The 14,556-nt window shown below is 52.6% G+C and carries 12 protein-coding genes; 5 read left to right on the forward strand and 7 right to left on the reverse strand.

The annotated features are described in order from the left end of the window. Nucleotides 1–74: 74 nt before the first annotated feature. Nucleotides 75–395, reverse strand: a complete 321-nt coding sequence (locus QME66_02875; GenBank protein MDI6807912.1) for a hypothetical protein — start codon at nucleotides 393–395, stop codon at nucleotides 75–77. Nucleotides 396–582: 187 nt separating this feature from the next. Between QME66_02875 and QME66_02880 the strand changes: the two genes are divergently transcribed. Next, a complete protein-coding gene (locus tag QME66_02880) occupies nucleotides 583–1,353 on the forward strand; it encodes a UDP-2,3-diacylglucosamine diphosphatase (protein ID MDI6807913.1) in 771 nt (256 codons plus the stop codon). A 6-nt stretch (nucleotides 1,354–1,359) separates the two neighbouring features. Here the strand turns inward: QME66_02880 and QME66_02885 are convergent, their stop codons facing one another. The 6 genes from QME66_02885 to QME66_02910 all read right to left on the reverse strand — a co-directional run bounded on the left by QME66_02885 (nucleotide 1,360) and on the right by QME66_02910 (nucleotide 8,466). Further along, nucleotides 1,360–2,289 carry a PorV/PorQ family protein gene (locus tag QME66_02885; protein MDI6807914.1) on the reverse strand — a complete coding sequence of 310 codons (930 nt, stop codon included), beginning with the start codon at nucleotides 2,287–2,289 and terminating at the stop codon, nucleotides 1,360–1,362. A 644-nt stretch (nucleotides 2,290–2,933) separates the two neighbouring features. Further along, on the reverse strand, nucleotides 2,934–3,086 hold the full coding sequence (locus QME66_02890) for a hypothetical protein (GenBank protein MDI6807915.1): 153 nt from the start codon (nucleotides 3,084–3,086) through the stop codon (nucleotides 2,934–2,936). A 154-nt stretch (nucleotides 3,087–3,240) separates the two neighbouring features. Further along, nucleotides 3,241–6,342, reverse strand: coding sequence for a sigma 54-interacting transcriptional regulator (locus tag QME66_02895; GenBank protein ID MDI6807916.1), 3,102 nt, complete (start codon nucleotides 6,340–6,342; stop codon nucleotides 3,241–3,243). A gap of 54 nt (nucleotides 6,343–6,396) precedes the next feature. Beyond that, nucleotides 6,397–6,777 (reverse strand): hypothetical protein, encoded by a 381-nt coding sequence (locus tag QME66_02900; GenBank protein ID MDI6807917.1) that lies wholly within the window; start codon nucleotides 6,775–6,777, stop codon nucleotides 6,397–6,399. Between the two features lie 244 nt (nucleotides 6,778–7,021). After that, nucleotides 7,022–7,972, reverse strand: a complete 951-nt coding sequence (locus QME66_02905; protein MDI6807918.1) for a Ppx/GppA phosphatase family protein — start codon at nucleotides 7,970–7,972, stop codon at nucleotides 7,022–7,024. A 32-nt stretch (nucleotides 7,973–8,004) separates the two neighbouring features. Beyond that, on the reverse strand, nucleotides 8,005–8,466 hold the full coding sequence (locus tag QME66_02910) for a metalloregulator ArsR/SmtB family transcription factor (GenBank protein ID MDI6807919.1): 462 nt from the start codon (nucleotides 8,464–8,466) through the stop codon (nucleotides 8,005–8,007). Between the two features lie 341 nt (nucleotides 8,467–8,807). Between QME66_02910 and rlmN the strand changes: the two genes are divergently transcribed. From rlmN to QME66_02930, 4 genes are all read left to right on the forward strand, one after another. After that, entirely contained in the window at nucleotides 8,808–9,875 is a 1,068-nt protein-coding gene (gene rlmN / locus QME66_02915; protein MDI6807920.1) for a 23S rRNA (adenine(2503)-C(2))-methyltransferase RlmN, read from the forward strand. Next, the gene (locus QME66_02920) at nucleotides 9,876–11,540 is read left to right on the forward strand and encodes an ATP-binding protein (protein ID MDI6807921.1); all 1,665 of its coding nucleotides are present in this window, start codon (nucleotides 9,876–9,878) and stop codon (nucleotides 11,538–11,540) included. After that, entirely contained in the window at nucleotides 11,530–12,864 is a 1,335-nt protein-coding gene (locus tag QME66_02925; protein ID MDI6807922.1) for a sigma-54 dependent transcriptional regulator, read from the forward strand. Before QME66_02920 ends, QME66_02925 begins: the two co-directional genes overlap by 11 nt. 236 nt (nucleotides 12,865–13,100) lie before the next feature. Beyond that, entirely contained in the window at nucleotides 13,101–14,543 is a 1,443-nt protein-coding gene (locus QME66_02930) for a BamA/TamA family outer membrane protein (GenBank protein ID MDI6807923.1), read from the forward strand. Nucleotides 14,544–14,556 lie beyond the last annotated feature (13 nt).

Below are 14,556 nucleotides of genomic sequence, written 5' to 3' on the forward strand. Positions count from 1 at the left end.
ACCCCCTCATACCCCCTGGCAGTGTGCCTTATGAAACGCCCCGCATTTCGTAAAGCTATTTCTGGGACGGCACACTAGCCGGCAGGCGCCTGGGGTTTCTTAGCCTTTCTGATCTCCTCAATCTCAGCTTCCTTGGACAAGATATCCTGCTCCAACTTTCTTATTTTCTCAACAAAGGCAAGGACTTCTTTGTTTGCCGTTATGGATTCGGGGCTATTGTCTGCAATCAACTCCTTGACCTTTTTCCCCAGAGCCCTTTCCTCATCTGCAATGCTCCGCCTTACGCCCACGATATCGAGCTTTTTCATGCCGATTTTGGCTGTCTCAGAGCTCTTGCCAGCCAGACCCACATAGAAATTGACTACACCCTTCTTCATATCTTCGAACGTTCCCATTTTAACCTCCCGGGGATAGAAGACTTGAATAACTCCTAGATTACGGTCGATGCATACGATGTGTCAAGCAAACCACTGCTGCCGCTTTGACACTCTTATGCGGCGATTGTTATACTGAGGCCGTGCAAATGTCGCGTCACTCCTGTCGTTCCGGTGAAACGTTCCTCGCCCGAGAAGGCAGCACATCATGAAGACCACTGCACTTTTTGTCTCTGATGCCCACATAGGGTTCACTCCGAAAGAAGACAGGGTGAGGACCGCCCGGCTCCTTTCGTTTCTTGACTATGCCAAGAGAGTTGCTGGAGAGCTTCTTATTCTTGGCGATTTGTTCGATTTCTGGTTTGAGTACAGATTTGCCATCCCGAAGACCGGCTTTCCGATTCTGGCAAAGCTCATGGAGCTTTCATCCTCAGGCATGCGGCTCACCTACGTGGGGGGAAACCACGATTTCTGGATAGGCGAATTCTTGAAGAGGGAACTCGGCATTGAGGTGGCCTCGGGCAGCAAGGAAGTCTCGCTTCAGGGAAGAAGAGTCCTTGTCGCACATGGAGACGGGTTCACGCGAACCGATGTTGGGTACCGTTTTCTGAAGACTATTCTGAGAAATCCGGTGTCCATCTTCGCCTACAAACTCATTCATCCTGATATCGGCTTCCAGATAGCCAAACTCTCATCGACTCTGAGCCGAAAATACACGGAAGGGAGGAGGCCGACTGACGCGGAATTGATTCACGAAATTTGTGAACCAAGATTCAATCAGGGAATTGACTCAATTGTCCTCGGCCACATTCACCATCCAATTCATTTCACCTGGCAAGGAAAGGAAGCGATAGTCCTCGGAGACTGGATCAAGAATTTTTCTTTTGCGCGGCTTGAAGGTGGCCTATTTACGCTTGAGAAGTGGGAAGAAGGCAAGTGCGTAAGACTTGAAAAAGTGGAATATTCCGGAAAGACTTAGCCGAACCTAGAAACTTCTGTAAAGAGAAATTCTCTGCACGTTTCCCAGGTCTGAGTAGAAGGGCGTAAACGAATAATTTATCTTTAGCGGTCCGGCAGCATATCCCATTCCGAAACTGATATTCTCATTTTCATAGCCAATCTTGTACCCGGCAGCAAGAGATAGACCTCTGTGTAATGTGAACTCACCCCCGGCGTGAATCTTGTAGTCTTCTCCTCTCGGCGCCCTCAAGTCACTCGCGAGGACAAGAGTCCCGCCGGGAAGGTTTCTCTCAAGCCCTATTCCACCCACTACCGTTCTGGGAAGTTCAAAATCCTCTCTTTTGAAATGCATATTTCTGCCAATGTTTTGCACGCCTCCAGCCAGCACGACCCCGCGCAAGGGAGTCGGAATTCTCAAGCCGGCGTCGAGGGCCTCGCCGTTTGCATGATTATCATCAATCATCTCAGTGATACGTTTGTACGTCAGGCCCAGGGAAAGCCCGCCTTCGAATTTTCGTGCAAGGGATAGGGAGTATGTGAGGTCGTAATAGCCGAAATCGCCATTTGGATTTCCATTTTCGTCTCGCCCGTCTATCTTGTCTACCGAGTAGAGCCATTGAAATCCGAGCGCGACCGCGCTCTTGCCCACATCGAATGCGAGCCCCGCGAACTCGTATCTTATACCCTGAAACCACTCGCTGTGGGAAACGGCGATTTCTCTTGTTTTGACCTCTGCCAACCCTGCCGGATTCCAATAGAGGGCTGTCGCATCAGTGGCAACCGCCACGTGCGCATTGGCCATCGCCGCTGCCCTTGCGCCGACTCCGAGCGTGAGGAAAGAAACCCCTGTCTGGCCTGGGGCAGCGAGGAGCGAGCAACCGGGCCTCAGGCAGAGGAGGGTCACCAGTAAGATCAAGAAGAATTCTGCTGAACGGGCTCTAATCAAGTTCTTCATTTTCTCGCCGCCTTATCTCTTGATTCCCACTTTCCGCAAAAGAGGATCAACACTCCTGCGTATGACTGTATCACAACAGCACTGAAGGACAAAGCGATAATTCACCAACGGACAACAAAGAATCGAGAACCTGATGCAGGAAATCCTAGAGGAATCTGAGTGTGCGGTCAATCTCAATGACTCGAGGGCAGTTTTCACGTGCGCGGATGCTGCGTATCCGGTTCCCTCAAGGAAGTTTGATAGTCTGCGAGCCCAGCTTTTGGTCTGCGTGAAGCATGTGAGGTTCCAGACACAAAAAAGGAAGCACCGGATCTAAATGCGGCGCTAGCCTGGACATCCCCCGTTTTCGGTCTAAGCCGCCCGGTGCCTCTATCTGAAGGCCCTCCGCTATGGCTAGCAACTACGCTCGGGATTTAAGAGAATCATTGCGAAGGGCCAATTCTTTCTTGTCCGAGCCAGCGGAGATGGACTATTAATTTGCATCGGCCTGTGGGGTGGTGAGCATTTTGGACAGCCCATATAGCCTCCGCTGGCTCTGACTTTTCGGAGGTCCCCCCTCCGACCGTATTCTAGTCGCAAGTCCTGTGCCAGAGGTTCATCTTTTTCTCCAACAGAAAGTTAACTATCTGACTGCCATTGGGTTATCACCCTGTTTTGAGCCTCTCGGGCACGGTCTTCTTTCCACCGGACTTAAGGCTGTTTTTGTAAACTTTTCCTGTCTGTTTTCCGGGACAGGTTAGTTCAAAACAGGATAAGGAGTTAGCCTGTAAAGAGATTTTACAATCCCGTTCTTTCATCGTTCCAGCCCTCTCAAGTCGTCCGTGACTCGTTGATTTTACGTGTACTTACACGGCAGGAGGCGACCACTACGAGGCATCAACCAATGACAAAGAAGGGATACTATTCAAGAGTCAAGAGACTGGAACACTGGGCTGACAGAAAGAGGAAAGACTACCGCCTCTGCTTTTTTCTGCGGTCTATCCCAAGGACTTTTATCTTTGAGAGGAGGGTTGGATAGCTGATTTCGAGAGTCCTGGCTGCCTTGGACTTATTCCAGTTGCTCTTTCGCAGCGCGTCGAGTATCACACGGCGCTCGGTTTTCTCAACCTCGGTTTTCAGTTCACTCCCATTCCCATTCGGCGTGGGCTCCTCGTGCTTTTCGCCAACGTCGTGAGGAAGAAGCCTACTCGTAAGCTCTTCTCCCTCCTCAGCCAGGACGATCATTCTCTTGACCGTCTTCTCAAGCTCTCTCACATTTCCACGCCACTCATGATCAACCATCCTCGCCATCAGCTCACGCGAGATTCCGCCAACTTTCTTTCCAAGTTGAACCGCGTGGAGCTTCAGGAAATGGTTCGCAAGTAGGGGGATGTCCTCTTTGCGTTCCCTCAAAGGAGGTACTCTGACCGATATGTCATTCAGCCGGTAGAAGAGATCTTCCAGAAACCCGCCGGCCCTGATTTTGTCTGGGAGATCGGTGTTGGTTGCGCAAATCACTCTCACGTCAACCTTCTTCCATTTCACGCCGCCGACCGGCCTCATCTCCTGCTTATCGAGGAAATGAAGAAGTTTGCTCTGTACCGCAGGAGTTATCTTCTCGATTTCATCAAGGAATACGGTCCCTTGATCTGCTTCTTCCAAAAGGCCGACCTTGGTTCTCGTGGCCCCGGTGAATGCTCCATGGACATGTCCGAAGAGCTCGCTTTCAAGAAGAGGCTCGGGCAAGGCAGCGCAGTTTATCTGAACGAATTTTTTCTCTCTCCTGGGGCTTGCCTCATGCACAACCTGGGCTATTAGGCCTTTTCCGGTTCCGGTTTCACCCTCAAGCAGGATCGTCGCAGAGCTCGCACTGACTTTTTCCATCATGTTCAGGACTTTGAGCATCTCTGCATCCTGGGTCACAACTCTGTCGAAGTGCGCGCTGGGGTAAAGTTTCTCTTTAAGAGCCTGGTTCTCCCTGAGAAGGCTCGCCTTTTCCTGTTCGACGAGGGCAACAACTGCAATCGTTGATATGCACGTAAGAATATCTATCTCGCTTTTCCCGAATATTCCCCTGCCGGAGTTCCTTGACCTGTCAACATAGATGATACCGTTCGGACCGGAGAGAAGACCTATTGGAAAAGCGATGAAACTCAGAGTACTGGAGAGCTTGTGGTCACCATTCAAGAACCGGTTGTCTTCGAAAGCTCTGGTCGAAATGCGCGGTTTAGGTTTTCCATCGCCCTCAGAAGGGATGCTTATGAGCGAGAGCACCCTCTCCGACTCAGCCACGCTCATGCCCTTTGTCGCCAGGACTACCCAACCCTTTCCATCGGAGCGGCCTGCAAGGAATCCTCTATCCGCCGCCGTCTTTCCAACGGCTGTGGCGAGAATTCCGGAAACAAGAGATTCCGGCGATCCTCCGCCTCCGAACAGTCTGTTCATTTCCTCGACGAGGCGAAGCTCGTCTTTTTCCGTGTCGATATGTTTGACGTAGTTCGACTCAATGGCTTTCCTGACGAGGCCGACTTCTTTCTTCAGTTCATCCTCACCGGAAGTGAGAAGTCTTTCTGCGTGCTCGAGCTCGGTAAGCGCCTCGTCGTTAAGGCCCCTGATGAGGTCTAGTCTCGCAAGCGAAACAAGGGTCTCCCCAATCCACCCTCGAAGGCCAAGTCCCTTGAGCATTGACAGTGCTTTCTCAAGGTATGTCCTCGCCCTCTCGCCATTCCCTGCGTCGGCGTTGTCTCCAGTCAGCGAGTCAAGATACAGCCTTCCGGAAAGAAGAAAGGTTTTCGCTAATTCGAACCTGTCGCCGTGTCCCTCGAGGAGTACGGCCGCCTTACCCAGGAGCTCTTCACAACCATCCCACGCTCCCTTTCTGCCCAGTGCCAGACCCATGACTCTCAGACAAGTTCCCTCTTCACCATAATTTGCGGACTCTCTCGTAGCTGAGAGCGAATAGTCGGCACAAGAGAATGCTTCGTCGAGCTCGCCCTTGGCAAGCTTGACCTCAGCCAATCTCCTGCCCACTTCTCCCACGAGATCTCCCTTGGGGGCAATCTCGTTGGCCAGTTCGAGCGCGCACTCCAGCTTGGCCTCAGCTTCGGCAAGATTCTTTCTCTCAAGCTCAACCTCTCCGGCAAACTCCAGGGAAAGAACCTCTTCTCTCCTGTATCCATTCTCGATAGATTTCGCAAGAGTCTCACCAAGAACTGAAAGAGCTCTGTCAAACTGTCTTTCTCTGATGAGGATCAGGGAAGCTGCAACCTGTGCCTTTACAACGCCGGCCTTGCCTCCGATATCGGTGAAGATCCTCACGCTTCTATCAAGGTACTCTCTCGCGAGGTCCCAGGAGCCGAGTTTCAAATGAACGATTCCCAGGTTGAGCGAGTGCGAGGCAACTTTTGAGTAGTCTCCGGTCCGCTCGCTCAGACGCATGGCTTTCTCGAGGAAACCTACTGCCTGTCTGAGTTCACCCAGGTTCTTGTGAACGACGCCGAGATTATTGAGAGCCCTTGCTATTCCCTCGTTGTCATCAATCCTGCGGAAGGTAGAGAGTGCATTTTCGTAGTATTCTCTTGCCTTCGGGAGCTGACCCATTCTTGTGTGAATGTTGCCAAGATAGAGCTCGACGTTTCCAATCTCTTCGTTTTCGCTAGTACCTTTGAGCAGGGCATAAGCTAGGTTCAACGCCCTCAAGCTTCTTGAATACTGCCCCATCTCGGAATAGACCGAACCCTGAAGTGCGAAGAGCTTGCCAAGGTCCGGCCCCCTGTCGGAGCGCAAGAGAGACCTGCCCCGTCTCAAATAGGAGAGGGCTCTCGAATAGTCACCCTTTTTTCTGTAACAGAAGGCAAGCCTGTGCAGGATGTTTGAAGCTCTCTGAGGATATAAGTGGAGCGAATCCAGCGAGCCGAGTGCTTTTTCGAAATACTCTATGGCAAGAGCTGTGTTGTCCGCCGCCAGGTGGACTTCTGCAACTCCCTCAAAGGCGTCACCTGGTGTCTCACGGACCGCTTCATTCGCCGCGGGATCAACATGAGGCAAACTTCTCTTTTTCCAGTTCTCTTCCATCGGGGGACTCACTCCGAAATCTTACGTTTTACTGCCTACTGGAAAAGAAAAAGGTCACTTGATAATTAGCCAGAGCCAATCAGGATTCCGTCCAGTCAAGAGCAAGAATATTTCTGCTGCCCTCTTCAGCAATGCTTGCAGGGACAGGCTGCTTACAGAGTTGCTTGCCTGTATTCCCGTCGTACCGGTCGTACGAGCTGCGGGATCAGTAGCATTGCGCCCCTGCAAACTGTCGACCTTACCCCACCAGCTAAGCAGGTCATCCGGATCACCAGTGCACGCGTTTGGAGTCGTCTGTGCTTCACAGACTCGAACGAAGCTCAGGTGCCGGATATTCCCGGGCTCAGTGGAGTCGAACTTTCCCGCAAAAAGCGCAAGAAAACCCGTGAGGGCAATAACCAGACAGAAGGAACAAAAGTACCTGCGTCCGGACATGCACCAACTCCTTCCGAAGCGACACAAGGTCGCCGGTGGCCTTCCGCCTACCACGACGTGGCCTGTTGCAAGTAGAAAACGGTTGAGAGCGACTGTTACCGCTCACATCATAATTATATAGCTTCGGGGTACACCTGTCAATTCCAAAATCCTGCGGCAAAACCAGGAATCTCTGCCGCCCTTCCTTCCCGAAGCTCCCCAACTGCTGAGGCTCCACAACCCAGCCTGCACCCCGGCGTGCCGTCTACTTCCCGGCGGTCCCCAGGAGCCCGTATCTCAAGCCCCTTGTTGAAACAATGAACTCCTTGAATTTCAAATGGTTAAGTGTTTCAGAGAGAATAACGCCGCCTGCGATAATTATGTCAGCCCTGCCCGGAGAGAGCCCCGGAATCTTCATCCTCTCCTCCAGGCGCAGCGCCGAGAGCTCTCTCTCAATGCTTTCGACACTTTCCCTGCTCATCTTAACTCCTTCTATCTTGTGGGGCTCGTGCTTCGTTAGCTTCTTGTCGATACTTGCGAACGTGGTGACTGTCCCGCCCACACAGTGAAGGTGACCTCCCGGTTCAGGTACCTCGACCGCGCGCAGCGCCCTCGCGACTTCATCCCGCGCTTTGCCAAGTTCCTCATGCAGCGGGGGATCATGAGATATCGTTCTTTCGGTAAGTCGAACGCATCCGATCTCAACGCTGTTCCAATCATCTATTTTGCCGGAAGAGCCGCTGATGATCTCGGTACTTCCGCCGCCTATGTCCAGAACGATGCATCGCGACGCCTGTTTCCAAGGCGGACAGCTCACCGCATCGAAGACCAGCTTTGCTTCCTCCTCACCGGAGAGAATTCGTACGGGCAGGTTTGCGAGCCTCGAGAAATGTTCAGCGATGTTTGCTCCGTTGGGGGCACTTCGCAGGGCGCCAGTCCCCGCAACAACAATGTCGGAAGCGCCCCACTTCCTTGCCTCCTCCACGAAGCTCGCGACAACGGCGCCGGTCCGGTCGCGTGCAGCAATGGAGATTTCGCCGTTCCTTTCGAGCCCTTCTCCAAGCCGCGTTACTTCTCCTCTTCTCATTGACACGACTATTCTCCCGCTCCTATCTATGTCAGCAACAAGAAGTCTCACGGAGTTGGTTCCGATGTCGAGCGTGGCAATACGCTTTGCATTCCTGCGTCCTGAGTTTCCGGGCTGTCTATCTTCCACCGGATCTCCCGACTCCCGATCGGTCCCTGACCTCAAAGCAGAAAGTCCTCAATCTCCTTCTTCTCTCCCGGGATTCTGCGGCCATTGTCTTCTCTCGAGCGACGCGGCGAAACCTTTCTCTCGCCCTCCCGTTCCCTGATTACGACGCCTACTCCAGCGTCCTTTTCTCCCGCTCTCCGCGCTGCCACGGTTTTCTTATCGTGTGCCAGGTCAACACTTCTGCCCTCAACCTGACTCAACGCTTCAAGACCCATGCGGAGAAGCCTAACTCCGCCGCCTCCGACCTGATACGAAACCCACTTCCCGCTTCTTCTCGGCCGGACTAGGCCGGCTTCCTTGAGAATTCTAAGGTGTCTTGAAACTCTTGGCTGAGATAGTCCGATCGCACGAATTATCTCGGTGACATTCTTCTCCCCCTCAAGAAGCACTTCAAAGATCCGTGCCCGGCTGGGATCCGACAAGGCCTTAAAGGCGCTGATAGCTTTCTTTATCATATGCTCATATCCATATGTATTGATTTATGATGACCCGACATTGTCGAAAACCCACTTTGTTCCACTAATATGCCAATAATTACATGTGTCTGAGCGTCTCGCGTTGCTTCTGGAGCTCTTCGTTCCGTCTAAAAGCGGGATATATTGTCGAACTCCCATCACGAACCTGCACCGTCCAAGCTTCACTTTCCAGGAGAATTCGCGGCCTCGACGCGTTGACACTCTTTCTGTTCGCATGCTAGCATAAAGGTCGGGTTATGTAAATCAAAAAGCTCTGGCCGGGGCTGGCACGGATCGGGGTGCGTCCCCGGAAACAGCAGGGGAACCTTTCGCAATCAAGCATGAAACCGGATCGGACAGCGCAGGCGAATACGGACATCCTTGACCTCACTGTCAAGGAGCTCGAGAATCTCCTTGAGTCCCGCGGCTTCGAGCGGTACCGCGCCAGACAGATTTTCCACTGGATCTATAGAAGGGGCATCACCTCGCCAGACAGGTTTCTGAACTTGCCGCCGACCTTAAGAGATTTCATTAGGGACGGATTTTCAATCGCAGCAACGGGGCTCGCTGCAACTCTCACGTCGAGTCTTGACGGAACCTGCAAGTTCGTCTTTCGTCTGAGAGACGGCTCTGTGGTTGAGTCGGTTGCCATTCCCTCCGGCGAAGGCTCCACCTACTGCCTTTCCACTCAGACAGGATGTTCATTCGGCTGCACATTCTGCGCTACTTCAAAGCTTGGCCGGGGACGGAACTTGACTCCGGGAGAAATCGTCGGCCAACTCCTTGGGATGAGAAAAGAAACCGCTGAGGGGCCCGAAAGGTTTAATGTTGTGTTCATGGGAATGGGGGAACCGCTCCAGAACTACGATTCAACTATTCGTGCCATAAGGATCATGATGGCGGAAGAGGGTTTCTGTATCTCGCCGAGGAGGGTCACTGTCTCGACCTGCGGGATCGTCCCTGGAATCCTGAAGCTGGCACGTGAGAAACTCAGGGTCGGGCTTTCGGTTTCACTAAACGCGGCAACCGACTCCTTGCGGGAAAGACTCATGCGTGTCAACAGGAAGTACCCTCTGGAGCAGCTTGTCTCTGCCCTCAAGGTTTACACCGGGGAGACAAAGAGGAAGGTTACACTTGAGTACGTTCTGATCCGGGACGTGAACGATTCAATCGAAGATGCAATGAGACTTAGAAGTCTTGCTGACAGCCTTCAATGCAAGATAAATGTAATTCTCTATAATACAAACAGCTTCACGACGTTTGAGCCGCCGGGTGAACTGGAGGTTGACAGATTCTTGAAGGTCCTGCTTACCTCCAGGCGCGCAGTGACCCTCAGAAGAAGCAAAGGCGCAGACATCGGCGCGGCCTGTGGCCAACTGGGCAGCTCGTATCAAAAGGGAAGGCCCTAGATGCTGTCGCTTTCTCCTGTCAATCTTATCTTCTTGAGTCTCGGAGTTGCCGTTCTGCTTATCTTCGCCGGATGGATCGTCTCCGCCCTCAGAATGCCTTTCCGGATAAAGCTCACGCTCGTCGTCGCCATAGTTGCGCTCTTCCCGTACCTCTCTCTTGCCTTTCTGCTGTCGCGGGAGCTCACAAGAAGTGTCAACATGTGGGAGACTCCCGGCGTGGGACAAGGATTGAGGAGCTCCCTGGACATCGCGAGGCAGAGCATTGAGGATAAACAGGCTGCGCTTGAGCTTGAATTTCGGAAGTGGTGGTCAGGATCTGACGCGGAGAAGGCGCTGCGGTCAGCCCGGGGGGGGAGAATTGTTGAGAGCTTGCGGGCCTCTGGAAAGTTTGACTTCGCCGGGGTGTACGGCAGAAACAACCGTGGGAGCTGGGAGCCCCTTGGGCTGTGGCAGAAAGGAACAGGAAAGCAGCCGCAGATCGCCGGAGTCGAGATTGATTCGCTTCTCTCAGGGAAAATCCCGGCAATAGCAAGCGACTCAACGGTCATGGCCGCGAGACTCGAGCCCGGCCCGGGGAGGGATCGAGGTAGGGCCGTCATTGCAGGGAGATTCCTCGATGATGCCGACATATTGAGGGCAAAGAACCTTGTAGCCGCCATCCGTGTCTATGACCAGCTGAATATATATAAAGAGCTTTCCAAGAGAGTAGTCTGGATATTCTTTGCGTTATCCGCGGTCCTTGCTTTGCTGCTGGCAGCTCTTATCGGAAGCCATGTCTCGGGAAGATTGACCGGGCCGCTGAGACTACTCTCTGCCGAGATGAGGAGGGTCGGAAGTGGAAGCTTCACCGGGGAGATGGCAATAACCAGCCGCGATGAGGTCGGGGAGCTCGTTCAAAGCTTCAACAAAATGGCGAAAGATCTCAGGCAATACGAACGCGACCTGAAACGAACGGAGAGAATCGCAGCCTGGAAAGACGTGGCAAGAAGGATTGCGCACGAAATAAAGAATCCGCTCACGCCGATCAGATTTTCTCTTCAGCGCATAGCGTCGAGGGCTGACCTGCCGGACAAGAAGGAAAGCTCAGAAATCGGAAAGGAAGTCCAGGCAATTCTCGGTCAGCTTGTGACTCTTGAATCCATGGCATCAAGCTTTTCGAGTTTTGCGAAGCTTCCCGAACCTAAACTTGAGCCATTCCAGATTGAGTCCTTGCTTGTGGACATTCTCAAGGCGGCGGAGAAGCAGGATGTCCGTGTCGAGTACGAGGGCCCGGCGGCCCTGCCGGCCATCAATGTTGACCCGACTCTCATGAGGGTCGTCTTCAACAACATAGTGAAGAATGCCCACGAAGCCATGCCGGAAGGAGGCAAGCTCAACGTCGCAACCGAAGTCGTCGGGGGAAAGGGCGGCCAGGATGGAGAAGGATACCTGGCAATCAGGTTTACTGACACGGGAAAGGGAATCCCTGACGAAATTCTCGAGAAGATCTGGAATCCATACTTCACGACCAAGACAGACGGGACTGGACTTGGACTTTCCATTTGCCTCAAGATAGTCGGGGAGCACCGCGGTCGAATGGAGATTACGAGCAAGGTGGGAGAAGGGACTGCCGTTCTGGTCCTGCTGCCCCTTGCGGAGACAGGCAGGATGGAAAATGGAGTTTGAGCTCGATTCCAGGAAGATTCTGATCATCGATGATGAAAGGGAAGTGGGCGAAGCAATATCACGTTTCCTCGGGGACAGAGGATGTCTCTCGGTCGTCTCAAAGACGGGCAAAGACGGCCTGAGAGCCCTCGAAGAGTGGTCCCCTGACTGTATACTCCTGGACGTGAAACTCCCCGACGCAGACGGAATTGATCTTCTCACGATGATAAAGAGGCAGAGGGAAATCCCCGTGGTCATGATTTCCGGTCACGGCACAATCGATCTTGCGGTGAGCGCGATAAAGTTGGGCGCATATGATTTTCTGGAGAAACCCATTCACCCGGAACGGCTCCTTGTGGCGATTTCAAACGCCCTGGAGCTTTTTTATTTCAGGAAAGAGAAACGGCCAGAGCTCATCGGGAAATCAAACCCCATGCTTGAATTGCTTGAGTTCGTGAAGAAGGTAGGGCCGACCGAAAGCAAGGTTCTCATTACAGGCGAAAATGGCACCGGAAAGGAAGTTATCGCAAGGACCATCCACGAGCATAGCAGACGGAGAGATGGCCCTTTTGTGAAACTCAACTGTGCCGCCATTCCGGAGCACCTTGTCGAGAGCGAGCTTTTTGGGCACGAGAGGGGCGCCTTCACCGGCGCCGTTGCGCAGAAAAAAGGAAAGCTCGAGGTGGCAACTTCGGGCACACTCCTGCTCGATGAAGTAGGGGATATGAGCTTGCAGGCACAGGCAAAACTCCTGAGAGTCATCGAATCCGGAGAACTGGAAAGAGTCGGGGGGACGAAGACTGTTGAATTCGATGTCAGACTCCTTTCTGCCTCGAACAAGAATCTGACGAAGGAAATAGAAAAGGGAAACTTCAGGGAAGATCTTTATTTCAGGTTGAATGTCGTTCCGATCCACGTTCCTCCGTTGAGGGACAGAAAGGACGATATCCCACTTTTTGTGGAGCACTTCCTTGAGGAGTTCGCAAGGACAAACGAGAAGAAAAGGAAGTCCATCGAGCCGGGGGCTTTGGACCTTCTGTGCTCATGCCTCTGGCCGGGGAATGTCAGGGAGTTGAAGAACTTCATTGAGAGACTAATGATAATGACCGATTCGGACACAATCACCACCGGGGACGTCGAAAGGCTCCTTCCCGGGAAAGAGGCAGACCGGAGAACTCCGCCATTGAATTCGGAGCTTGCGTCAAGAGAGAAAGAGGTGATTCTCAACTACCTCAAAAGCGCAGACTGGAATGTCTCGCTTGCCGCCTCAAAGTTGGGCATAGACAGAACAAGCCTCCACAGGAAAATGAGGAAGTACGGCGTAACCAAGAAGCACGACAAGTGAGGCAGGAGCTCCACACAGTGTCGCAATTGCGCATCGGAAAACAAGTCTCCAACCGGCACATACATTTCATGAGTTCTGACCAATACGTTGCACCTGAACAAGTTTCAGACCTTGCCTCAAGGTGATCCCGACTGGCACGCCCCATGCAAAACTGGCTATCGCAGAACTTTTTTCGAGTTCAGATCGGGGTTTTCGGGAATGAAATCGGGATCGTTGAGAAAAGAATGCGAGGCACCATGAAACAGAAAACGTTTGATCTCCGGGCAACATTATTCCTTGGTTCTCTTATCTTGATGACGGTTGCCTTGACGGCCGGAGCTTCACTTGGAGCTGTCAGATATGACCTCTTTTCTCTGGCAGTGGAGGAGGAAGCTCCAGCGCCGGACACTACTCGCTCAATGGAAACTGAAAGCCCCGTCGAGAGCCGGGCGTCGGACACAAGCTATACCGTGGAGACTGAGAAAGTCGTGGAAATCAACATAGATGATAACGGTGTTGTCGTCAGCGAGTATGTGCCCCAAAAAGAAGAATCTGCCGAATACGAGAATGCTCCTGACGCCTCAGAACCACGCAGACACGTACGTGTCGCGCGTGAAAAGCACGTAGTGAGGAAAGCCAAGTTCGACAGCGATTTGGATCTGAGCTTTGAGAGGGTGAACGGGTGGCTTCTCTATATGAAGGGTGATTACAATCCGAAGGCCGAATTCTATCCTTTCGTTGACCTCCAGGCGGGATACAGTTTTGGTAGGGACGCGTGGGAGTACAACGTCGGCCTCGAGCAGCCGCTGACACCCGGGCGGGTCATCTCTATGGGCGGAAAGATGTACAGAAAGACTGAGACCTTTGATGACATGATTCCGGATGACGAGAACATGTTCTATGCAATATGCGTAAAAAAGGATTTCAGGGATTACTTTCTCCTGGACGGGTATTCGACGTTCGCCAAGATTTCTGCTTTTCACAATACAATCACCTGCGAGTACAGGAACGACTCTTATAATCCGCTTCTCAAAGTAACCGACTGGAGTCTCTTCCGCCGCAGAATCAATTTCAGACAAAACTGGGAGATCGGGGACACTACGTTTGCGATTGATGAGGGAACAATGAAAAGCCTGGTCGTCTCCTGGGAGTACGGATGGCCGGAAATGCTGGACGAAGACAGAAAAGGTCCGGGCTACTTGTATAGAGACGAAGACAGAAGAGGCCCAGGCTACTGGTATAGAGTTGAGTGGGAGAGGGCGGGAGATCGCTTTGGAGGAGATTTTGGTTTTGAGAGATACCTGGCGGACCTGAGGACATATCTTCGCCTGAGCCCGAGCCAATCGTTTCTTCTCAGGGCGGAGATTGGAGGAAATCCAAGGGGCAACCTTCCCCTCCAGAAACAATTTTTTGTCGGCGGGATAGGGACACTCAGGGCGCATAGTCTCAAGGAATACAGGGGAAACGAGATGCTCCTCTTCAACGCGGAGTATGCGATAGATGTGTCATCGTTCCTGGCCCTGTTCTTTGTCGACACGGGTAAATCGTGGACGGGCCGAAATGATTTCCGGAATCAGAAACTCGCCCTTGACGCCGGAATAGGCCTTCTCAAGGGGCACACCGGCGTCTATTTCGCAAAGAACCTGAGAGTTGAAAATTCTCCGATTGTCGTGAGCTTCAGATTCAACCGTACTTTCTAGGTCAGACACAAGG

Source organism: Candidatus Eisenbacteria bacterium, assembly GCA_030017955.1.
In the GTDB taxonomy this organism is placed as follows: domain Bacteria; phylum Eisenbacteria; class RBG-16-71-46; order JASEGR01; family JASEGR01; genus JASEGR01.